The organism is Vagococcus carniphilus (assembly GCF_014397115.1).
Taxonomy (GTDB): domain Bacteria; phylum Bacillota; class Bacilli; order Lactobacillales; family Vagococcaceae; genus Vagococcus; species Vagococcus carniphilus.
In genome coordinates this window covers 1-23,607 of sequence record NZ_CP060720.1, presented here as the reverse complement: position 1 = coordinate 23,607, position 23,607 = coordinate 1, and the positions used below count along the sequence as shown (strand labels likewise).

General features: G+C 47.5%; 1 protein-coding gene, 21 tRNA genes and 11 rRNA genes. All 33 read left to right on the top strand.

Annotated features, from left to right (window positions below):
* The first annotated feature begins 86 nt into the window (after positions 1-86).
* The 33 genes from lysS (at position 87) to H9L18_RS00005 (ending at position 23,607) form a co-directional block, all read left to right on the top strand.
* Positions 87-1,550, top strand: a complete 1,464-nt coding sequence (gene lysS, locus H9L18_RS00165; protein WP_148109042.1) for a lysine--tRNA ligase — start codon at positions 87-89, stop codon at positions 1,548-1,550.
* A 537-nt stretch (positions 1,551-2,087) separates the two neighbouring features.
* Positions 2,088-3,645, top strand: a 16S ribosomal RNA gene (locus tag H9L18_RS00160).
* Positions 3,646-3,878: 233 nt separating this feature from the next.
* A 23S ribosomal RNA gene (locus H9L18_RS00155) occupies positions 3,879-6,791 on the top strand.
* A gap of 81 nt (positions 6,792-6,872) precedes the next feature.
* A 5S ribosomal RNA gene (rrf, locus tag H9L18_RS00150) occupies positions 6,873-6,988 on the top strand.
* Positions 6,989-7,005: 17 nt separating this feature from the next.
* Positions 7,006-7,078, top strand: a tRNA-Val gene (locus tag H9L18_RS00145).
* Between the two features lie 9 nt (positions 7,079-7,087).
* Positions 7,088-7,160, top strand: a tRNA-Lys gene (locus tag H9L18_RS00140).
* 22 nt (positions 7,161-7,182) lie between these two features.
* A tRNA-Thr gene (locus tag H9L18_RS00135) sits at positions 7,183-7,255 on the top strand.
* Between the two features lie 9 nt (positions 7,256-7,264).
* Positions 7,265-7,336 (top strand) — tRNA-Gly (locus H9L18_RS00130).
* A gap of 13 nt (positions 7,337-7,349) precedes the next feature.
* Positions 7,350-7,435 (top strand) — tRNA-Leu (locus H9L18_RS00125).
* 17 nt (positions 7,436-7,452) lie between these two features.
* Positions 7,453-7,526: transfer RNA gene (locus H9L18_RS00120), tRNA-Arg, on the top strand.
* A 13-nt stretch (positions 7,527-7,539) separates the two neighbouring features.
* Positions 7,540-7,613, top strand: a tRNA-Pro gene (locus H9L18_RS00115).
* 242 nt (positions 7,614-7,855) lie between these two features.
* Positions 7,856-9,413, top strand: a 16S ribosomal RNA gene (locus H9L18_RS00110).
* A 233-nt stretch (positions 9,414-9,646) separates the two neighbouring features.
* Positions 9,647-12,559, top strand: a 23S ribosomal RNA gene (locus H9L18_RS00105).
* A gap of 81 nt (positions 12,560-12,640) precedes the next feature.
* A 5S ribosomal RNA gene (gene rrf / locus H9L18_RS00100) occupies positions 12,641-12,756 on the top strand.
* A 17-nt stretch (positions 12,757-12,773) separates the two neighbouring features.
* Positions 12,774-12,846 (top strand) — tRNA-Val (locus H9L18_RS00095).
* A 9-nt stretch (positions 12,847-12,855) separates the two neighbouring features.
* Positions 12,856-12,928, top strand: a tRNA-Lys gene (locus H9L18_RS00090).
* Positions 12,929-12,950: 22 nt separating this feature from the next.
* Positions 12,951-13,023 (top strand) — tRNA-Thr (locus H9L18_RS00085).
* A 9-nt stretch (positions 13,024-13,032) separates the two neighbouring features.
* Positions 13,033-13,104, top strand: a tRNA-Gly gene (locus H9L18_RS00080).
* A 13-nt stretch (positions 13,105-13,117) separates the two neighbouring features.
* Positions 13,118-13,203, top strand: a tRNA-Leu gene (locus H9L18_RS00075).
* 17 nt (positions 13,204-13,220) lie between these two features.
* A tRNA-Arg gene (locus H9L18_RS00070) sits at positions 13,221-13,294 on the top strand.
* 13 nt (positions 13,295-13,307) lie between these two features.
* Positions 13,308-13,381: transfer RNA gene (locus tag H9L18_RS00065), tRNA-Pro, on the top strand.
* 242 nt (positions 13,382-13,623) lie between these two features.
* Positions 13,624-15,181, top strand: a 16S ribosomal RNA gene (locus H9L18_RS00060).
* Between the two features lie 233 nt (positions 15,182-15,414).
* Positions 15,415-18,327: ribosomal RNA gene (locus H9L18_RS00055) — 23S ribosomal RNA — on the top strand.
* Positions 18,328-18,408: 81 nt separating this feature from the next.
* Positions 18,409-18,524, top strand: a 5S ribosomal RNA gene (gene rrf / locus H9L18_RS00050).
* A gap of 17 nt (positions 18,525-18,541) precedes the next feature.
* Positions 18,542-18,614 (top strand) — tRNA-Val (locus H9L18_RS00045).
* Between the two features lie 9 nt (positions 18,615-18,623).
* Positions 18,624-18,696 (top strand) — tRNA-Lys (locus H9L18_RS00040).
* Between the two features lie 22 nt (positions 18,697-18,718).
* A tRNA-Thr gene (locus H9L18_RS00035) sits at positions 18,719-18,791 on the top strand.
* Between the two features lie 9 nt (positions 18,792-18,800).
* Positions 18,801-18,872 (top strand) — tRNA-Gly (locus tag H9L18_RS00030).
* A gap of 13 nt (positions 18,873-18,885) precedes the next feature.
* A tRNA-Leu gene (locus H9L18_RS00025) sits at positions 18,886-18,971 on the top strand.
* Positions 18,972-18,988: 17 nt separating this feature from the next.
* Positions 18,989-19,062 (top strand) — tRNA-Arg (locus tag H9L18_RS00020).
* Positions 19,063-19,075: 13 nt separating this feature from the next.
* Positions 19,076-19,149 (top strand) — tRNA-Pro (locus H9L18_RS00015).
* A 242-nt stretch (positions 19,150-19,391) separates the two neighbouring features.
* Positions 19,392-20,948: ribosomal RNA gene (locus tag H9L18_RS00010) — 16S ribosomal RNA — on the top strand.
* 233 nt (positions 20,949-21,181) lie between these two features.
* Positions 21,182-23,607, top strand: a 23S ribosomal RNA gene (locus H9L18_RS00005).
* The 16S, 23S and 5S rRNA genes sit together here with 21 tRNA genes alongside, the layout of an rRNA operon.

Genomic DNA, 23,607 nt, shown 5'->3' with positions numbered 1-23,607 from the left:
ATTGTGGCATTATAGTAGGGAACAGATTGTCAAAAAAGTCTATAGGAGGAAGTAACGTGGCAAAAGAAATCCAAGGTCATGAAGAAATGAATGATCAATTAATCGTACGTAGAGAAAAAATGGCGGAGTTACGCGAAAAGGGACTAGATCCATTTGGCACTCGTTTTGAACGTACTACTAATTCTAAAGAACTTCATGAAACATATGATGAACATACAAAAGAAGAATTACAAGAACTTAACTTAACAGCAACTGTAGCAGGTCGTATGATGACTAAGCGTGGTAAAGGTAAAGTTGGCTTTGCTCACTTACAAGACCGCGAAGGCCAAATTCAAATTTATGTTAGAAAAGATGCTGTAGGTGAAGAAGAATACGAATTATTTAAACAAGCTGATTTAGGAGACTTTGTTGGAGTAACAGGTCAAATCATGAAAACTGACATGGGTGAAGTAACAATTAAGCCAACAAGCTTAACATTTTTAACAAAAGCACTTCGCCCATTACCAGATAAATATCATGGCTTAACGAATGTCGAACAAAAGTATCGCCAACGTTATTTAGATTTAATTAGTAATAGAGATAGCTTTGACACATTTGTTAAACGAAGTGAAATTATTCGCGAAGTTCGTAATTATTTAAATACCCATGGCTACTTAGAAGTAGAAACACCAACATTACATAATATTGCTGGTGGAGCAGCAGCCCGTCCGTTTATTACACATCACAACGCTTTAGATATGGAATTGTATTTACGAATCGCTTTAGAGTTACATTTAAAACGATTAATCGTAGGTGGAATGGAAAAAGTTTATGAGATTGGCCGAGTTTTCAGAAATGAAGGAATTGATACAACTCATAATCCTGAATTCACTATGTTAGAAGTTTACACAGCTTATACAGATTATAAAGACATTATGGATTTAACAGAAGGTATCATTACTCATACAGCAAAAACTGTTCTAGGTAAACTACAAATTGAATATGGTGAATACCAAGTTAACTTAGAAGGACCATGGAAGAGAATTCATATGGTTGATGCTATTAAAGAAGAATGTGGTGTTGATTTTTGGAAAGAGATGACAGACGAAGAAGCTCGAGCGATTGCAAAAGAGCATGATATCGAATTAGGTGAACATATGGATTATGGTCATGTTATTAATGAATTCTTTGAAAAATATGTAGAACATACATTAATTCAACCAACATTTATTTATGGTCATCCAACATCTATTTCACCGTTGGCTAAGAAAAATGCAGACGATGGTCGATTCACAGATCGTTTTGAGGTATTTATTGTAGGAAAAGAATATGGAAATGCCTTTACAGAGTTAAATGATCCGATTGATCAACGTGAACGTTTTGAAGCGCAAATGAAAGAGAAAGATTTAGGGAATGATGAAGCACAAGGTATCGATGAAGATTTCATCGAAGCTTTAGAGTATGGAATGCCTCCAACAGGTGGTTTAGGTATTGGGATTGATCGACTAGTTATGCTACTTACTAACTCTCAATCAATTAGAGATATCTTATTATTCCCAACAATGAGATAAAAAAAGGAGAATTTTTTCTCCTTTTTTTGTTGGAGTTTTTATATAAAAAGTATGTTTTTTTGGTTTAAATCAGTAAAAAATAAGTATTGCGCATGTTTGTAGAATGAATAACATCTGAAAAACATATAAAGACGAATAAAAAATAGTTTTAGCTGTATAAAGTTAGTGAAAAAAAACAGTTGACGAAAGACAGAATACTTGGTATATTAATACATGTCGCTGACAGAGATAAAAAAACATCCATCGAAACTAAAAGATGAAATGTTACAACATCTGGAAGCTTGTTATTAAAAGGATTATTTATTTTTAAAATAAAAAATAAATAACAAAAAAGTGTTGACAAACATTTAACAACTTGGTATGATATAAAAGTTGTTAAGACAACACAGGTTAGACCTTTGAAAACTGAACAAAGTAAGACAAACCAAATGTGTAGGGCGTTTTTACTTCTAGTAAAAACAAACCATATTTAGTGAATAACATTCGCTAGCAAGTTTTAAAATTAATGAGCTAAACATCGCAAGATGTTAATCAACTTTTATTGAGAGTTTGATCCTGGCTCAGGACGAACGCTGGCGGCGTGCCTAATACATGCAAGTCGAACGCTTTGATTTTCACCGGAGCTTGCTCCACCGAAAATCAAAGAGTGGCGGACGGGTGAGTAACACGTGGGCAACCTGCCCAACAGAGGGGGATAACACTTGGAAACAGGTGCTAATACCGCATAATTTGTTTTTCCGCATGGAAAAATAATAAAAGACGCTTCGGTGTCACTGTTGGATGGGCCCGCGCTGCATTAGTTAGTTGGTGGGGTAATGGCCTACCAAGACCATGATGCATAGCCGACCTGAGAGGGTGATCGGCCACACTGGGACTGAGACACGGCCCAGACTCCTACGGGAGGCAGCAGTAGGGAATCTTCGGCAATGGACGAAAGTCTGACCGAGCAACGCCGCGTGAGTGAAGAAGGTTTTCGGATCGTAAAACTCTGTTGTTAGAGAAGAACAAGTGAGAGAGTTACTGTTCTCACCTTGACGGTATCTAACCAGAAAGCCACGGCTAACTACGTGCCAGCAGCCGCGGTAATACGTAGGTGGCAAGCGTTGTCCGGATTTATTGGGCGTAAAGCGAGCGCAGGCGGTTTCTTAAGTCTGATGTGAAAGCCCTCGGCTCAACCGAGGAAGGTCATTGGAAACTGGGGAACTTGAGTGCAGAAGAGGAGAGTGGAATTCCATGTGTAGCGGTGAAATGCGTAGATATATGGAGGAACACCAGTGGCGAAGGCGACTCTCTGGTCTGTAACTGACGCTGAGGCTCGAAAGCGTGGGGAGCAAACAGGATTAGATACCCTGGTAGTCCACGCCGTAAACGATGAGTGCTAAGTGTTGGAGGGTTTCCGCCCTTCAGTGCTGCAGTTAACGCATTAAGCACTCCGCCTGGGGAGTACGGCCGCAAGGCTGAAACTCAAAGGAATTGACGGGGGCCCGCACAAGCGGTGGAGCATGTGGTTTAATTCGAAGCAACGCGAAGAACCTTACCAGGTCTTGACATCCTTTGACCACTCTAGAGATAGAGCTTTCCCTTCGGGGACAAAGTGACAGGTGGTGCATGGTTGTCGTCAGCTCGTGTCGTGAGATGTTGGGTTAAGTCCCGCAACGAGCGCAACCCTTATTGTTAGTTGCCATCATTCAGTTGGGCACTCTAGCGAGACTGCCGGTGACAAACCGGAGGAAGGTGGGGATGACGTCAAATCATCATGCCCCTTATGACCTGGGCTACACACGTGCTACAATGGACGGTACAATGAGTCGCAAGACCGCGAGGTTTAGCTAATCTCTTAAAGCCGTTCTCAGTTCGGATTGTAGGCTGCAACTCGCCTACATGAAGCCGGAATCGCTAGTAATCGTGGATCAGCACGCCACGGTGAATACGTTCCCGGGCCTTGTACACACCGCCCGTCACACCACGAGAGTTTGTAACACCCAAAGTCGGTGAGGTAACCTTTTGGAGCCAGCCGCCTAAGGTGGGATAGATGATTGGGGTGAAGTCGTAACAAGGTAGCCGTATCGGAAGGTGCGGCTGGATCACCTCCTTTCTAAGGAATATTACGGAAAACACATTGGTACTTACTTTGTTCAGTTTTGAGAGGTTTACTCTCAAACGAATTGTTCATTGAAAACTGGATAGTTGAAGTTAGACATCAACATTAATTTTTAACACACCGAGTTGATCAGTTTTATTAGTAAAATTGTGATACATAAATAGTTTTACTTGAATATCGCTATTTAAGTAAAATCAGAAACATCTAACTCATATATAGTTAGAAAAGGTTAAGTGAATAAGGGCGCACGGTGGATGCCTTGGCACTAGAAGCCGATGAAGGACGGGACTAACTCCGATATGCTTTGGGGAGCTGTAAGTAAGCTATGATCCAGAGATTTCCGAATGGGGGAACCCAGCATCTTTTATAGGATGTTACTTTCAAGTGAATACATAGCTTGTTAGAGGTAGACGCAGAGAACTGAAACATCTAAGTACCTGCAGGAAGAGAAAGAAAATTCGATTTCCTTAGTAGCGGCGAGCGAAACGGAAACAGCCCAAACCAAGAAGCTTGCTTCTTGGGGTTGTAGGACTCAGCTGTGGTAGCTGTTGTGGATAGTTGAATCGATCTGGAAAGATCAGCCGGAGCGGGTAAAAGCCCCGTAGACGAAATCGACAACACACCTATGAGTATCCTGAGTACGGCGGAACACGAGAAATTCCGTCGGAATCCGGGAGGACCATCTCCCAAGGCTAAATACTCTCTAGTGACCGATAGTGAACCAGTACCGTGAGGGAAAGGTGAAAAGCACCCCGGAAGGGGAGTGAAATAGAACCTGAAACCGTGTGCCTACAACAAGTCAGAGCCCGTTAATGGGTGATGGCGTGCCTTTTGCAGAATGAACCGGCGAGTTACGATTGCATGCGAGGTTAAGCTGAAGAAGCGGAGCCGTAGCGAAAGCGAGTCTGAATAGGGCGAGTGAGTATGTAGTCGTAGACCCGAAACCATGTGACCTACCCATGTCCAGGTTGAAGGTGCGGTAAAACGCACTGGAGGACCGAACCCACGTACGTTGAAAAGTGCGGGGATGAGGTGTGGGTAGCGGAGAAATTCCAAACGAACTTGGAGATAGCTGGTTCTCTCCGAAATAGCTTTAGGGCTAGCCTCGGAATTAAGAATGATGGAGGTAGAGCACTGTTTGGACTAGGGGCCCGTCTTGGGTTACCGAATTCAGATAAACTCCGAATGCCATTCATTTATGTCCGGGAGTCAGACAGTGAGTGATAAGATCCATTGTCGAAAGGGAAACAGCCCAGACCACCAGCTAAGGTCCCCAAATATATGTTAAGTGGAAAAGGATGTGAGGGTGCACAAACAACTAGGATGTTGGCTCAGAAGCAGCCATCATTTAAAGAGTGCGTAATAGCTCACTAGTCGAGTGCCCTTGCGCCGAAAATGTACCGGGGCTAAACATATTACCGAAGCTGTGGATAGAACCTTTTGGTTCTATGGTAGGAGAGCGTTCTAAGGGCGTCGAAGCTAGATCGTAAGGACTGGTGGAGCGCTTAGAAGTGAGAATGCCGGTATGAGTAGCGAAAGACAGGTGAGAATCCTGTCCACCGAATGACTAAGGTTTCCTGGGGAAGGCTCGTCCTCCCAGGGTTAGTCGGGACCTAAGCCGAGGCCGATAGGCGTAGGCGATGGATAACAGGTTGAGATTCCTGTACCCGTTTGTTTTGTTTGAACAATGGAGGGACGCAGTAGGTTACAAGTTCGCACTGTTGGATATGTGCGTTCAAGCAATAAGTCTTGATAAGAGTCAAATGCTTTTATCTCTAAGGACAAGTTGTGATGAGGAGGGAAATTTAGTACCGAAGTCTTAATATCACACTGCCAAGAAAAGCTTCTAGTTAGAAACAAACGGCCCGTACCGCAAACCGACACAGGTAGTCGAGGAGAGAATCCTAAGGTGAGCGAGAGAACTCTCGTTAAGGAACTCGGCAAAATGACCCCGTAACTTAGGGAGAAGGGGTGCTGAACGCAAGTTCAGCCGCAGTGAATAGGCCCAAGCGACTGTTTATCAAAAACACAGGTCTCTGCAAAATCGAAAGATGACGTATAGGGGCTGACGCCTGCCCGGTGCTGGAAGGTTAAGAGGATGGGTTAGCAATAGCGAAGCTCAGAATTGAAGCCCCAGTAAACGGCGGCCGTAACTATAACGGTCCTAAGGTAGCGAAATTCCTTGTCGGGTAAGTTCCGACCCGCACGAAAGGCGTAACGATTTGGGCACTGTCTCAACGAGAGACTCGGTGAAATTTTAGTACCTGTGAAGATGCAGGTTACCCGCGACAGGACGGAAAGACCCCATGGAGCTTTACTGTAGTTTGATATTGAATGTTTGTGACACATGTACAGGATAGGTAGGAGCCGTAGAGCTCGGGACGCTAGTCTCGAGGGAGGCATTGGTGGGATACTACCCTTGTGTTATGACCATTCTAACCCGCGCCACTTATCGTGGCGGGAGACAGTGTCAGATGGACAGTTTGACTGGGGCGGTCGCCTCCTAAAATGTAACGGAGGCGCCCAAAGGTTCCCTCAGAATGGTTGGAAATCATTCGTAGAGTGCAAAGGCAGAAGGGAGCTTGACTGCGAGAGCTACAACTCGAGCAGGGACGAAAGTCGGGCTTAGTGATCCGGTGGTTCCGCATGGAAGGGCCATCGCTCAACGGATAAAAGCTACCCTGGGGATAACAGGCTTATCTCCCCCAAGAGTTCACATCGACGGGGAGGTTTGGCACCTCGATGTCGGCTCGTCGCATCCTGGGGCTGTAGTCGGTCCCAAGGGTTGGGCTGTTCGCCCATTAAAGCGGCACGCGAGCTGGGTTCAGAACGTCGTGAGACAGTTCGGTCCCTATCCGTCGCGGGCGTTGGAAATTTGAGAGGAGCTGTCCTTAGTACGAGAGGACCGGGATGGACATACCTCTGGTGTACCAGTTGTTCTGCCAAGGGCATTGCTGGGTAGCTATGTATGGACGGGATAAACGCTGAAAGCATCTAAGCGTGAAGCCCCCCTCAAGATGAGATTTCCCATTTCTTTAAGAAAGTAAGACCCCTGAAAGATGATCAGGTAGATAGGCTAGGAGTGGAAGTGCAGCGATGTACGGAGCGGACTAGTACTAATCGGTCGAGGACTTAACCAAAATATCGGTGACAATGTTGAATATAACTAAAACATCCAGTTTTGAGTGAATAATCACTCAATATAATATAACGCACGTAAGTGTGGTGACGATGGCAAGAAGGATACACCTGTTCCCATGCCGAACACAGAAGTTAAGCTTCTTAGCGCCGAGGGTAGTGAAGGGTTTCCCTTTGTGAGAGTAGGACGTCGCCATGCTATTTGCGTTTTTATTTGGAGGTTTAGCTCAGCTGGGAGAGCACCTGCCTTACAAGCAGGGGGTCAGCGGTTCGATCCCGTTAACCTCCATTTTAAAAAGACTCGTTAGCTCAGTTGGTAGAGCATCTGACTTTTAATCAGAGGGTCACTGGTTCGAGCCCAGTACGGGTCATTTTTTTTATGCATAAACATGCGCCGGCTTAGCTCAGTTGGTAGAGCATCTGATTTGTAATCAGAGGGTCGAGGGTTCAAGTCCTTTAGCCGGCACTTCTTTAAGCGGAAGTAGTTCAGTGGTAGAACATCACCTTGCCAAGGTGGGGGTCGCGGGTTCGAACCCCGTCTTCCGCTCTTTTAAGTTTCAGCCGGGGTGGCGGAACTGGCAGACGCACAGGACTTAAAATCCTGCGGAGAGTGATCTCCGTACCGGTTCGATTCCGGTCCTCGGCATTGTTATATATATTTAAGCGCCCATAGCTCAATTGGATAGAGTGTCTGACTACGGATCAGAAGGTTAGGGGTTCGACTCCTCTTGGGCGCGTTTAAAAGTGATACGGGAAGTAGCTCAGCTTGGTAGAGCACTTGGTTTGGGACCAAGGGGTCGCAGGTTCGAATCCTGTCTTCCCGATTTTCTAAATAAAAAACTTTAGAAAAACTTTTTAAAAAGTGTTGACAAAATTCTGACAACTTGGTATGATATAAAAGTTGTTAAGGCAACACAGATTAGACCTTTGAAAACTGAACAAAGTAAGACAAACCAAATGTGTAGGGCGTTTTTACTTCTAGTAAAAACAAACCATATTTAGTGAATAACATTCGCTAGCAAGTTTTAAAATTAATGAGCTAAACATCGCAAGATGTTAATCAACTTTTATTGAGAGTTTGATCCTGGCTCAGGACGAACGCTGGCGGCGTGCCTAATACATGCAAGTCGAACGCTTTGATTTTCACCGGAGCTCGCTCCACCGAAAATCAAAGAGTGGCGGACGGGTGAGTAACACGTGGGCAACCTGCCCAACAGAGGGGGATAACACTTGGAAACAGGTGCTAATACCGCATAATTTGTTTTTCCGCATGGAAGAATAATAAAAGACGCTTCGGTGTCACTGTTGGATGGGCCCGCGCTGCATTAGTTAGTTGGTGGGGTAACGGCCTACCAAGACCATGATGCATAGCCGACCTGAGAGGGTGATCGGCCACACTGGGACTGAGACACGGCCCAGACTCCTACGGGAGGCAGCAGTAGGGAATCTTCGGCAATGGACGAAAGTCTGACCGAGCAACGCCGCGTGAGTGAAGAAGGTTTTCGGATCGTAAAACTCTGTTGTTAGAGAAGAACAAGTGAGAGAGTTACTGTTCTCACCTTGACGGTATCTAACCAGAAAGCCACGGCTAACTACGTGCCAGCAGCCGCGGTAATACGTAGGTGGCAAGCGTTGTCCGGATTTATTGGGCGTAAAGCGAGCGCAGGCGGTTTCTTAAGTCTGATGTGAAAGCCCTCGGCTCAACCGAGGAAGGTCATTGGAAACTGGGGAACTTGAGTGCAGAAGAGGAGAGTGGAATTCCATGTGTAGCGGTGAAATGCGTAGATATATGGAGGAACACCAGTGGCGAAGGCGACTCTCTGGTCTGTAACTGACGCTGAGGCTCGAAAGCGTGGGGAGCAAACAGGATTAGATACCCTGGTAGTCCACGCCGTAAACGATGAGTGCTAAGTGTTGGAGGGTTTCCGCCCTTCAGTGCTGCAGTTAACGCATTAAGCACTCCGCCTGGGGAGTACGGCCGCAAGGCTGAAACTCAAAGGAATTGACGGGGGCCCGCACAAGCGGTGGAGCATGTGGTTTAATTCGAAGCAACGCGAAGAACCTTACCAGGTCTTGACATCCTTTGACCACTCTAGAGATAGAGCTTTCCCTTCGGGGACAAAGTGACAGGTGGTGCATGGTTGTCGTCAGCTCGTGTCGTGAGATGTTGGGTTAAGTCCCGCAACGAGCGCAACCCTTATTGTTAGTTGCCATCATTCAGTTGGGCACTCTAGCGAGACTGCCGGTGACAAACCGGAGGAAGGTGGGGATGACGTCAAATCATCATGCCCCTTATGACCTGGGCTACACACGTGCTACAATGGACGGTACAATGAGTCGCAAGACCGCGAGGTTTAGCTAATCTCTTAAAGCCGTTCTCAGTTCGGATTGTAGGCTGCAACTCGCCTACATGAAGCCGGAATCGCTAGTAATCGTGGATCAGCACGCCACGGTGAATACGTTCCCGGGCCTTGTACACACCGCCCGTCACACCACGAGAGTTTGTAACACCCAAAGTCGGTGAGGTAACCTTTTGGAGCCAGCCGCCTAAGGTGGGATAGATGATTGGGGTGAAGTCGTAACAAGGTAGCCGTATCGGAAGGTGCGGCTGGATCACCTCCTTTCTAAGGAATATTACGGAAAACACATTGGTACTTACTTTGTTCAGTTTTGAGAGGTTTACTCTCAAACGAATTGTTCATTGAAAACTGGATAGTTGAAGTTAGACATCAACATTAATTTTTAACACACCGAGTTGATCAGTTTTATTAGTAAAATTGTGATACATAAATAGTTTTACTTGAATATCGCTATTTAAGTAAAATCAGAAACATCTAACTCATATATAGTTAGAAAAGGTTAAGTGAATAAGGGCGCACGGTGGATGCCTTGGCACTAGAAGCCGATGAAGGACGGGACTAACTCCGATATGCTTTGGGGAGCTGTAAGTAAGCTATGATCCAGAGATTTCCGAATGGGGGAACCCAGCATCTTTTATAGGATGTTACTTTCAAGTGAATACATAGCTTGTTAGAGGTAGACGCAGAGAACTGAAACATCTAAGTACCTGCAGGAAGAGAAAGAAAATTCGATTTCCTTAGTAGCGGCGAGCGAAACGGAAACAGCCCAAACCAAGAAGCTTGCTTCTTGGGGTTGTAGGACTCAGCTGTGGTAGCTGTTGTGGATAGTTGAATCGATCTGGAAAGATCAGCCGGAGCGGGTAAAAGCCCCGTAGACGAAATCGACAACACACCTATGAGTATCCTGAGTACGGCGGAACACGAGAAATTCCGTCGGAATCCGGGAGGACCATCTCCCAAGGCTAAATACTCTCTAGTGACCGATAGTGAACCAGTACCGTGAGGGAAAGGTGAAAAGCACCCCGGAAGGGGAGTGAAATAGAACCTGAAACCGTGTGCCTACAACAAGTCAGAGCCCGTTAATGGGTGATGGCGTGCCTTTTGCAGAATGAACCGGCGAGTTACGATTGCATGCGAGGTTAAGCTGAAGAAGCGGAGCCGTAGCGAAAGCGAGTCTGAATAGGGCGAGTGAGTATGTAGTCGTAGACCCGAAACCATGTGACCTACCCATGTCCAGGTTGAAGGTGCGGTAAAACGCACTGGAGGACCGAACCCACGTACGTTGAAAAGTGCGGGGATGAGGTGTGGGTAGCGGAGAAATTCCAAACGAACTTGGAGATAGCTGGTTCTCTCCGAAATAGCTTTAGGGCTAGCCTCGGAATTAAGAATGATGGAGGTAGAGCACTGTTTGGACTAGGGGCCCGTCTTGGGTTACCGAATTCAGATAAACTCCGAATGCCATTCATTTATGTCCGGGAGTCAGACAGTGAGTGATAAGATCCATTGTCGAAAGGGAAACAGCCCAGACCACCAGCTAAGGTCCCCAAATATATGTTAAGTGGAAAAGGATGTGAGGGTGCACAAACAACTAGGATGTTGGCTCAGAAGCAGCCATCATTTAAAGAGTGCGTAATAGCTCACTAGTCGAGTGCCCTTGCGCCGAAAATGTATCGGGGCTAAACATATTACCGAAGCTGTGGATAGAACCTTTTGGTTCTATGGTAGGAGAGCGTTCTAAGGGCGTCGAAGCTAGATCGTAAGGACTGGTGGAGCGCTTAGAAGTGAGAATGCCGGTATGAGTAGCGAAAGACAGGTGAGAATCCTGTCCACCGAATGACTAAGGTTTCCTGGGGAAGGCTCGTCCTCCCAGGGTTAGTCGGGACCTAAGCCGAGGCCGATAGGCGTAGGCGATGGATAACAGGTTGAGATTCCTGTACCCGTTTGTTTTGTTTGAACAATGGAGGGACGCAGTAGGTTACAAGTTCGCACTGTTGGATATGTGCGTTCAAGCAATAAGTCTTGATAAGAGTCAAATGCTTTTATCTCTAAGGACAAGTTGTGATGAGGAGGGAAATTTAGTACCGAAGTCTTAATATCACACTGCCAAGAAAAGCTTCTAGTTAGAAACAAACGGCCCGTACCGCAAACCGACACAGGTAGTCGAGGAGAGAATCCTAAGGTGAGCGAGAGAACTCTCGTTAAGGAACTCGGCAAAATGACCCCGTAACTTAGGGAGAAGGGGTGCTGAACGCAAGTTCAGCCGCAGTGAATAGGCCCAAGCGACTGTTTATCAAAAACACAGGTCTCTGCAAAATCGAAAGATGACGTATAGGGGCTGACGCCTGCCCGGTGCTGGAAGGTTAAGAGGATGGGTTAGCAATAGCGAAGCTCAGAATTGAAGCCCCAGTAAACGGCGGCCGTAACTATAACGGTCCTAAGGTAGCGAAATTCCTTGTCGGGTAAGTTCCGACCCGCACGAAAGGCGTAACGATTTGGGCACTGTCTCAACGAGAGACTCGGTGAAATTTTAGTACCTGTGAAGATGCAGGTTACCCGCGACAGGACGGAAAGACCCCATGGAGCTTTACTGTAGTTTGATATTGAATGTTTGTGACACATGTACAGGATAGGTAGGAGCCGTAGAGCTCGGGACGCTAGTCTCGAGGGAGGCATTGGTGGGATACTACCCTTGTGTTATGACCATTCTAACCCGCGCCACTTATCGTGGCGGGAGACAGTGTCAGATGGACAGTTTGACTGGGGCGGTCGCCTCCTAAAATGTAACGGAGGCGCCCAAAGGTTCCCTCAGAATGGTTGGAAATCATTCGTAGAGTGCAAAGGCAGAAGGGAGCTTGACTGCGAGAGCTACAACTCGAGCAGGGACGAAAGTCGGGCTTAGTGATCCGGTGGTTCCGCATGGAAGGGCCATCGCTCAACGGATAAAAGCTACCCTGGGGATAACAGGCTTATCTCCCCCAAGAGTTCACATCGACGGGGAGGTTTGGCACCTCGATGTCGGCTCGTCGCATCCTGGGGCTGTAGTCGGTCCCAAGGGTTGGGCTGTTCGCCCATTAAAGCGGCACGCGAGCTGGGTTCAGAACGTCGTGAGACAGTTCGGTCCCTATCCGTCGCGGGCGTTGGAAATTTGAGAGGAGCTGTCCTTAGTACGAGAGGACCGGGATGGACATACCTCTGGTGTACCAGTTGTTCTGCCAAGGGCATTGCTGGGTAGCTATGTATGGACGGGATAAACGCTGAAAGCATCTAAGCGTGAAGCCCCCCTCAAGATGAGATTTCCCATTTCTTTAAGAAAGTAAGACCCCTGAAAGATGATCAGGTAGATAGGCTAGGAGTGGAAGTGCAGCGATGTACGGAGCGGACTAGTACTAATCGGTCGAGGACTTAACCAAAATATCGGTGACAATGTTGAATATAACTAAAACATCCAGTTTTGAGTGAATAATCACTCAATATAATATAACGCACGTAAGTGTGGTGACGATGGCAAGAAGGATACACCTGTTCCCATGCCGAACACAGAAGTTAAGCTTCTTAGCGCCGAGGGTAGTGAAGGGTTTCCCTTTGTGAGAGTAGGACGTCGCCATGCTATTTGCGTTTTTATTTGGAGGTTTAGCTCAGCTGGGAGAGCACCTGCCTTACAAGCAGGGGGTCAGCGGTTCGATCCCGTTAACCTCCATTTTAAAAAGACTCGTTAGCTCAGTTGGTAGAGCATCTGACTTTTAATCAGAGGGTCACTGGTTCGAGCCCAGTACGGGTCATTTTTTTTATGCATAAACATGCGCCGGCTTAGCTCAGTTGGTAGAGCATCTGATTTGTAATCAGAGGGTCGAGGGTTCAAGTCCTTTAGCCGGCACTTCTTTAAGCGGAAGTAGTTCAGTGGTAGAACATCACCTTGCCAAGGTGGGGGTCGCGGGTTCGAACCCCGTCTTCCGCTCTTTTAAGTTTCAGCCGGGGTGGCGGAACTGGCAGACGCACAGGACTTAAAATCCTGCGGAGAGTGATCTCCGTACCGGTTCGATTCCGGTCCTCGGCATTGTTATATATATTTAAGCGCCCATAGCTCAATTGGATAGAGTGTCTGACTACGGATCAGAAGGTTAGGGGTTCGACTCCTCTTGGGCGCGTTTAAAAGTGATACGGGAAGTAGCTCAGCTTGGTAGAGCACTTGGTTTGGGACCAAGGGGTCGCAGGTTCGAATCCTGTCTTCCCGATTTTCTAAATAAAAAACTTTAGAAAAACTTTTTAAAAAGTGTTGACAAAATTCTGACAACTTGGTATGATATAAAAGTTGTTAAGGCAACACAGATTAGACCTTTGAAAACTGAACAAAGTAAGACAAACCAAATGTGTAGGGCGTTTTTACTTCTAGTAAAAACAAACCATATTTAGTGAATAACATTCGCTAGCAAGTTTTAAAATTAATGAGCTAAACATCGCAAGATGTTAATCAACTTTTATTGAGAGTTTGATCCTGGCTCAGGACGAACGCTGGCGGCGTGCCTAATACATGCAAGTCGAACGCTTTGATTTTCACCGGAGCTCGCTCCACCGAAAATCAAAGAGTGGCGGACGGGTGAGTAACACGTGGGCAACCTGCCCAACAGAGGGGGATAACACTTGGAAACAGGTGCTAATACCGCATAATTTGTTTTTCCGCATGGAAGAATAATAAAAGACGCTTCGGTGTCACTGTTGGATGGGCCCGCGCTGCATTAGTTAGTTGGTGGGGTAACGGCCTACCAAGACCATGATGCATAGCCGACCTGAGAGGGTGATCGGCCACACTGGGACTGAGACACGGCCCAGACTCCTACGGGAGGCAGCAGTAGGGAATCTTCGGCAATGGACGAAAGTCTGACCGAGCAACGCCGCGTGAGTGAAGAAGGTTTTCGGATCGTAAAACTCTGTTGTTAGAGAAGAACAAGTGAGAGAGTTACTGTTCTCACCTTGACGGTATCTAACCAGAAAGCCACGGCTAACTACGTGCCAGCAGCCGCGGTAATACGTAGGTGGCAAGCGTTGTCCGGATTTATTGGGCGTAAAGCGAGCGCAGGCGGTTTCTTAAGTCTGATGTGAAAGCCCTCGGCTCAACCGAGGAAGGTCATTGGAAACTGGGGAACTTGAGTGCAGAAGAGGAGAGTGGAATTCCATGTGTAGCGGTGAAATGCGTAGATATATGGAGGAACACCAGTGGCGAAGGCGACTCTCTGGTCTGTAACTGACGCTGAGGCTCGAAAGCGTGGGGAGCAAACAGGATTAGATACCCTGGTAGTCCACGCCGTAAACGATGAGTGCTAAGTGTTGGAGGGTTTCCGCCCTTCAGTGCTGCAGTTAACGCATTAAGCACTCCGCCTGGGGAGTACGGCCGCAAGGCTGAAACTCAAAGGAATTGACGGGGGCCCGCACAAGCGGTGGAGCATGTGGTTTAATTCGAAGCAACGCGAAGAACCTTACCAGGTCTTGACATCCTTTGACCACTCTAGAGATAGAGCTTTCCCTTCGGGGACAAAGTGACAGGTGGTGCATGGTTGTCGTCAGCTCGTGTCGTGAGATGTTGGGTTAAGTCCCGCAACGAGCGCAACCCTTATTGTTAGTTGCCATCATTCAGTTGGGCACTCTAGCGAGACTGCCGGTGACAAACCGGAGGAAGGTGGGGATGACGTCAAATCATCATGCCCCTTATGACCTGGGCTACACACGTGCTACAATGGACGGTACAATGAGTCGCAAGACCGCGAGGTTTAGCTAATCTCTTAAAGCCGTTCTCAGTTCGGATTGTAGGCTGCAACTCGCCTACATGAAGCCGGAATCGCTAGTAATCGTGGATCAGCACGCCACGGTGAATACGTTCCCGGGCCTTGTACACACCGCCCGTCACACCACGAGAGTTTGTAACACCCAAAGTCGGTGAGGTAACCTTTTGGAGCCAGCCGCCTAAGGTGGGATAGATGATTGGGGTGAAGTCGTAACAAGGTAGCCGTATCGGAAGGTGCGGCTGGATCACCTCCTTTCTAAGGAATATTACGGAAAACACATTGGTACTTACTTTGTTCAGTTTTGAGAGGTTTACTCTCAAACGAATTGTTCATTGAAAACTGGATAGTTGAAGTTAGACATCAACATTAATTTTTAACACACCGAGTTGATCAGTTTTATTAGTAAAATTGTGATACATAAATAGTTTTACTTGAATATCGCTATTTAAGTAAAATCAGAAACATCTAACTCATATATAGTTAGAAAAGGTTAAGTGAATAAGGGCGCACGGTGGATGCCTTGGCACTAGAAGCCGATGAAGGACGGGACTAACTCCGATATGCTTTGGGGAGCTGTAAGTAAGCTATGATCCAGAGATTTCCGAATGGGGGAACCCAGCATCTTTTATAGGATGTTACTTTCAAGTGAATACATAGCTTGTTAGAGGTAGACGCAGAGAACTGAAACATCTAAGTACCTGCAGGAAGAGAAAGAAAATTCGATTTCCTTAGTAGCGGCGAGCGAAACGGAAACAGCCCAAACCAAGAAGCTTGCTTCTTGGGGTTGTAGGACTCAGCTGTGGTAGCTGTTGTGGATAGTTGAATCGATCTGGAAAGATCAGCCGGAGCGGGTAAAAGCCCCGTAGACGAAATCGACAACACACCTATGAGTATCCTGAGTACGGCGGAACACGAGAAATTCCGTCGGAATCCGGGAGGACCATCTCCCAAGGCTAAATACTCTCTAGTGACCGATAGTGAACCAGTACCGTGAGGGAAAGGTGAAAAGCACCCCGGAAGGGGAGTGAAATAGAACCTGAAACCGTGTGCCTACAACAAGTCAGAGCCCGTTAATGGGTGATGGCGTGCCTTTTGCAGAATGAACCGGCGAGTTACGATTGCATGCGAGGTTAAGCTGAAGAAGCGGAGCCGTAGCGAAAGCGAGTCTGAATAGGGCGAGTGAGTATGTAGTCGTAGACCCGAAACCATGTGACCTACCCATGTCCAGGTTGAAGGTGCGGTAAAACGCACTGGAGGACCGAACCCACGTACGTTGAAAAGTGCGGGGATGAGGTGTGGGTAGCGGAGAAATTCCAAACGAACTTGGAGATAGCTGGTTCTCTCCGAAATAGCTTTAGGGCTAGCCTCGGAATTAAGAATGATGGAGGTAGAGCACTGTTTGGACTAGGGGCCCGTCTTGGGTTACCGAATTCAGATAAACTCCGAATGCCATTCATTTATGTCCGGGAGTCAGACAGTGAGTGATAAGATCCATTGTCGAAAGGGAAACAGCCCAGACCACCAGCTAAGGTCCCCAAATATATGTTAAGTGGAAAAGGATGTGAGGGTGCACAAACAACTAGGATGTTGGCTCAGAAGCAGCCATCATTTAAAGAGTGCGTAATAGCTCACTAGTCGAGTGCCCTTGCGCCGAAAATGTACCGGGGCTAAACATATTACCGAAGCTGTGGATAGAACCTTTTGGTTCTATGGTAGGAGAGCGTTCTAAGGGCGTCGAAGCTAGATCGTAAGGACTGGTGGAGCGCTTAGAAGTGAGAATGCCGGTATGAGTAGCGAAAGACAGGTGAGAATCCTGTCCACCGAATGACTAAGGTTTCCTGGGGAAGGCTCGTCCTCCCAGGGTTAGTCGGGACCTAAGCCGAGGCCGATAGGCGTAGGCGATGGATAACAGGTTGAGATTCCTGTACCCGTTTGTTTTGTTTGAACAATGGAGGGACGCAGTAGGTTACAAGTTCGCACTGTTGGATATGTGCGTTCAAGCAATAAGTCTTGATAAGAGTCAAATGCTTTTATCTCTAAGGACAAGTTGTGATGAGGAGGGAAATTTAGTACCGAAGTCTTAATATCACACTGCCAAGAAAAGCTTCTAGTTAGAAACAAACGGCCCGTACCGCAAACCGACACAGGTAGTCGAGGAGAGAATCCTAAGGTGAGCGAGAGAACTCTCGTTAAGGAACTCGGCAAAATGACCCCGTAACTTAGGGAGAAGGGGTGCTGAACGCAAGTTCAGCCGCAGTGAATAGGCCCAAGCGACTGTTTATCAAAAACACAGGTCTCTGCAAAATCGAAAGATGACGTATAGGGGCTGACGCCTGCCCGGTGCTGGAAGGTTAAGAGGATGGGTTAGCAATAGCGAAGCTCAGAATTGAAGCCCCAGTAAACGGCGGCCGTAACTATAACGGTCCTAAGGTAGCGAAATTCCTTGTCGGGTAAGTTCCGACCCGCACGAAAGGCGTAACGATTTGGGCACTGTCTCAACGAGAGACTCGGTGAAATTTTAGTACCTGTGAAGATGCAGGTTACCCGCGACAGGACGGAAAGACCCCATGGAGCTTTACTGTAGTTTGATATTGAATGTTTGTGACACATGTACAGGATAGGTAGGAGCCGTAGAGCTCGGGACGCTAGTCTCGAGGGAGGCATTGGTGGGATACTACCCTTGTGTTATGACCATTCTAACCCGCGCCACTTATCGTGGCGGGAGACAGTGTCAGATGGACAGTTTGACTGGGGCGGTCGCCTCCTAAAATGTAACGGAGGCGCCCAAAGGTTCCCTCAGAATGGTTGGAAATCATTCGTAGAGTGCAAAGGCAGAAGGGAGCTTGACTGCGAGAGCTACAACTCGAGCAGGGACGAAAGTCGGGCTTAGTGATCCGGTGGTTCCGCATGGAAGGGCCATCGCTCAACGGATAAAAGCTACCCTGGGGATAACAGGCTTATCTCCCCCAAGAGTTCACATCGACGGGGAGGTTTGGCACCTCGATGTCGGCTCGTCGCATCCTGGGGCTGTAGTCGGTCCCAAGGGTTGGGCTGTTCGCCCATTAAAGCGGCACGCGAGCTGGGTTCAGAACGTCGTGAGACAGTTCGGTCCCTATCCGTCGCGGGCGTTGGAAATTTGAGAGGAGCTGTCCTTAGTACGAGAGGACCGGGATGGACATACCTCTGGTGTACCAGTTGTTCTGCCAAGGGCATTGCTGGGTAGCTATGTATGGACGGGATAAACGCTGAAAGCATCTAAGCGTGAAGCCCCCCTCAAGATGAGATTTCCCATTTCTTTAAGAAAGTAAGACCCCTGAAAGATGATCAGGTAGATAGGCTAGGAGTGGAAGTGCAGCGATGTACGGAGCGGACTAGTACTAATCGGTCGAGGACTTAACCAAAATATCGGTGACAATGTTGAATATAACTAAAACATCCAGTTTTGAGTGAATAATCACTCAATATAATATAACGCACGTAAGTGTGGTGACGATGGCAAGAAGGATACACCTGTTCCCATGCCGAACACAGAAGTTAAGCTTCTTAGCGCCGAGGGTAGTGAAGGGTTTCCCTTTGTGAGAGTAGGACGTCGCCATGCTATTTGCGTTTTTATTTGGAGGTTTAGCTCAGCTGGGAGAGCACCTGCCTTACAAGCAGGGGGTCAGCGGTTCGATCCCGTTAACCTCCATTTTAAAAAGACTCGTTAGCTCAGTTGGTAGAGCATCTGACTTTTAATCAGAGGGTCACTGGTTCGAGCCCAGTACGGGTCATTTTTTTTATGCATAAACATGCGCCGGCTTAGCTCAGTTGGTAGAGCATCTGATTTGTAATCAGAGGGTCGAGGGTTCAAGTCCTTTAGCCGGCACTTCTTTAAGCGGAAGTAGTTCAGTGGTAGAACATCACCTTGCCAAGGTGGGGGTCGCGGGTTCGAACCCCGTCTTCCGCTCTTTTAAGTTTCAGCCGGGGTGGCGGAACTGGCAGACGCACAGGACTTAAAATCCTGCGGAGAGTGATCTCCGTACCGGTTCGATTCCGGTCCTCGGCATTGTTATATATATTTAAGCGCCCATAGCTCAATTGGATAGAGTGTCTGACTACGGATCAGAAGGTTAGGGGTTCGACTCCTCTTGGGCGCGTTTAAAAGTGATACGGGAAGTAGCTCAGCTTGGTAGAGCACTTGGTTTGGGACCAAGGGGTCGCAGGTTCGAATCCTGTCTTCCCGATTTTCTAAATAAAAAACTTTAGAAAAACTTTTTAAAAAGTGTTGACAAAATTCTGACAACTTGGTATGATATAAAAGTTGTTAAGGCAACACAGATTAGACCTTTGAAAACTGAACAAAGTAAGACAAACCAAATGTGTAGGGCGTTTTTACTTCTAGTAAAAACAAACCATATTTAGTGAATAACATTCGCTAGCAAGTTTTAAAATTAATGAGCTAAACATCGCAAGATGTTAATCAACTTTTATTGAGAGTTTGATCCTGGCTCAGGACGAACGCTGGCGGCGTGCCTAATACATGCAAGTCGAACGCTTTGATTTTCACCGGAGCTCGCTCCACCGAAAATCAAAGAGTGGCGGACGGGTGAGTAACACGTGGGCAACCTGCCCAACAGAGGGGGATAACACTTGGAAACAGGTGCTAATACCGCATAATTTGTTTTTCCGCATGGAAGAATAATAAAAGACGCTTCGGTGTCACTGTTGGATGGGCCCGCGCTGCATTAGTTAGTTGGTGGGGTAACGGCCTACCAAGACCATGATGCATAGCCGACCTGAGAGGGTGATCGGCCACACTGGGACTGAGACACGGCCCAGACTCCTACGGGAGGCAGCAGTAGGGAATCTTCGGCAATGGACGAAAGTCTGACCGAGCAACGCCGCGTGAGTGAAGAAGGTTTTCGGATCGTAAAACTCTGTTGTTAGAGAAGAACAAGTGAGAGAGTTACTGTTCTCACCTTGACGGTATCTAACCAGAAAGCCACGGCTAACTACGTGCCAGCAGCCGCGGTAATACGTAGGTGGCAAGCGTTGTCCGGATTTATTGGGCGTAAAGCGAGCGCAGGCGGTTTCTTAAGTCTGATGTGAAAGCCCTCGGCTCAACCGAGGAAGGTCATTGGAAACTGGGGAACTTGAGTGCAGAAGAGGAGAGTGGAATTCCATGTGTAGCGGTGAAATGCGTAGATATATGGAGGAACACCAGTGGCGAAGGCGACTCTCTGGTCTGTAACTGACGCTGAGGCTCGAAAGCGTGGGAGCAAACAGGATTAGATACCCTGGTAGTCCACGCCGTAAACGATGAGTGCTAAGTGTTGGAGGGTTTCCGCCCTTCAGTGCTGCAGTTAACGCATTAAGCACTCCGCCTGGGGAGTACGGCCGCAAGGCTGAAACTCAAAGGAATTGACGGGGGCCCGCACAAGCGGTGGAGCATGTGGTTTAATTCGAAGCAACGCGAAGAACCTTACCAGGTCTTGACATCCTTTGACCACTCTAGAGATAGAGCTTTCCCTTCGGGGACAAAGTGACAGGTGGTGCATGGTTGTCGTCAGCTCGTGTCGTGAGATGTTGGGTTAAGTCCCGCAACGAGCGCAACCCTTATTGTTAGTTGCCATCATTCAGTTGGGCACTCTAGCGAGACTGCCGGTGACAAACCGGAGGAAGGTGGGGATGACGTCAAATCATCATGCCCCTTATGACCTGGGCTACACACGTGCTACAATGGACGGTACAATGAGTCGCAAGACCGCGAGGTTTAGCTAATCTCTTAAAGCCGTTCTCAGTTCGGATTGTAGGCTGCAACTCGCCTACATGAAGCCGGAATCGCTAGTAATCGTGGATCAGCACGCCACGGTGAATACGTTCCCGGGCCTTGTACACACCGCCCGTCACACCACGAGAGTTTGTAACACCCAAAGTCGGTGAGGTAACCTTTTGGAGCCAGCCGCCTAAGGTGGGATAGATGATTGGGGTGAAGTCGTAACAAGGTAGCCGTATCGGAAGGTGCGGCTGGATCACCTCCTTTCTAAGGAATATTACGGAAAACACATTGGTACTTACTTTGTTCAGTTTTGAGAGGTTTACTCTCAAACGAATTGTTCATTGAAAACTGGATAGTTGAAGTTAGACATCAACATTAATTTTTAACACACCGAGTTGATCAGTTTTATTAGTAAAATTGTGATACATAAATAGTTTTACTTGAATATCGCTATTTAAGTAAAATCAGAAACATCTAACTCATATATAGTTAGAAAAGGTTAAGTGAATAAGGGCGCACGGTGGATGCCTTGGCACTAGAAGCCGATGAAGGACGGGACTAACTCCGATATGCTTTGGGGAGCTGTAAGTAAGCTATGATCCAGAGATTTCCGAATGGGGAACCCAGCATCTTTTATAGGATGTTACTTTCAAGTGAATACATAGCTTGTTAGAGGTAGACGCAGAGAACTGAAACATCTAAGTACCTGCAGGAAGAGAAAGAAAATTCGATTTCCTTAGTAGCGGCGAGCGAAACGGAAACAGCCCAAACCAAGAAGCTTGCTTCTTGGGGTTGTAGGACTCAGCTGTGGTAGCTGTTGTGGATAGTTGAATCGATCTGGAAAGATCAGCCGGAGCGGGTAAAAGCCCCGTAGACGAAATCGACAACACACCTATGAGTATCCTGAGTACGGCGGAACACGAGAAATTCCGTCGGAATCCGGGAGGACCATCTCCCAAGGCTAAATACTCTCTAGTGACCGATAGTGAACCAGTACCGTGAGGGAAAGGTGAAAAGCACCCCGGAAGGGGAGTGAAATAGAACCTGAAACCGTGTGCCTACAACAAGTCAGAGCCCGTTAATGGGTGATGGCGTGCCTTTTGCAGAATGAACCGGCGAGTTACGATTGCATGCGAGGTTAAGCTGAAGAAGCGGAGCCGTAGCGAAAGCGAGTCTGAATAGGGCGAGTGAGTATGTAGTCGTAGACCCGAAACCATGTGACCTACCCATGTCCAGGTTGAAGGTGCGGTAAAACGCACTGGAGGACCGAACCCACGTACGTTGAAAAGTGCGGGGATGAGGTGTGGGTAGCGGAGAAATTCCAAACGAACTTGGAGATAGCTGGTTCTCTCCGAAATAGCTTTAGGGCTAGCCTCGGAATTAAGAATGATGGAGGTAGAGCACTGTTTGGACTAGGGGCCCGTCTTGGGTTACCGAATTCAGATAAACTCCGAATGCCATTCATTTATGTCCGGGAGTCAGACAGTGAGTGATAAGATCCATTGTCGAAAGGGAAACAGCCCAGACCACCAGCTAAGGTCCCCAAATATATGTTAAGTGGAAAAGGATGTGAGGGTGCACAAACAACTAGGATGTTGGCTCAGAAGCAGCCATCATTTAAAGAGTGCGTAATAGCTCACTAGTCGAGTGCCCTTGCGCCGAAAATGTACCGGGGCTAAACATATTACCGAAGCTGTGGATAGAACCTTTTGGTTCTATGGTAGGAGAGCGTTCTAAGGGCGTCGAAGCTAGATCGTAAGGACTGGTGGAGCGCTTAGAAGTGAGAATGCCGGTATGAGTAGCGAAAGACAGGTGAGAATCCTGTCCACCGAATGACTAAGGTTTCCTGGGGAAGGCTCGTCCTCCAGGGTTAGTCGGGACCTAAGCCGAGGCCGATAGGCGTAGGCGATGGATAACAGGTTGAGATTCCTGTACCCGTTTGTTTTGTTTGAACAATGGAGGGACGCAGTAGGTTACAAGTTCGCACTGTTGGATATGTGCGTTCAAGCAATAAGTCTTGATAAGAGTCAAATGCTTTTATCTCTAAGGACAAGTTGTGATGAGGAGGGAAATTTAGTACCGAAGTCTTAATATCACACTGCCAAGAAAAGCTTCTAGTTAGAAACAAACGGCCCGTACCGCAAACCGACACAGGTAGTCGAGGAGAGAATCCTAAGGTGAGCGAGAGAACTCTCGTTAAGGAACTCGGCAAAATGACCCCGTAACTTAGGGAGAAGGGGTGCTGAACGCAAGTTCAGCCGCAGTGAATAGGCCCAAGCGACTGTTTATCAAAAACACAGGTCTCTGCAAAATCGAAAGATGACGTATAGGGGCTGACGCCTGCCCGGTGCTGGAAGGTTAAGAGGATGGGTTAGCAATAGCGAAGCTCAGAATTGAAGCCCCAGTAAACGGCGGCCGTAACTATAACGGTCCTAAGGTAGCGAAATTCCTTGTCGGGTAAGTTCCGACCCGCACGAAAGGCGTAACGATTTGGGCACTGTCTCAACGAGAGACTCGGTGAAATTTTAGTACCTGTGAAGATGCAGGTTACCCGCGACAGGACGGAAAGACCCCATGGAGCTTTACTGTAGTTTGATATTGAATGTTTGTGACACATGTACAGGATAGGTAGGAGCCGTAGAGCTCGGGACGCTAGTCTCGAGGGAGGCATTGGTGGATACTACCCTTGTGTTATGACCATTCTAACCCCGCGCCACTTATCGTGGCGGGAGACAGTGTCAGATGGACAGTTTGACTGGGGCGGTCGCCTCCTAAAATGTAACGGAGGCGCCCAAAGGTTCCCTCAGAATGGTTGGAAATCATTCGTAGAGTGCAAAGGCAGAAGGGAGCTTGACTGCGAGAGCTACAACTCGAGCAGGGACGAAAAGTCGGCTTAGTGATCCGGTGGTTCCGCATGGAAGGG

What these genes read in the sequence shown, in the direction of transcription:
- lysS (WP_148109042.1), top strand. Translation starts at nt 87, where the DNA reads ATGAATGATCAATTAATCGTACGTAGAGAAAAAATGGCGGAGTTACGC.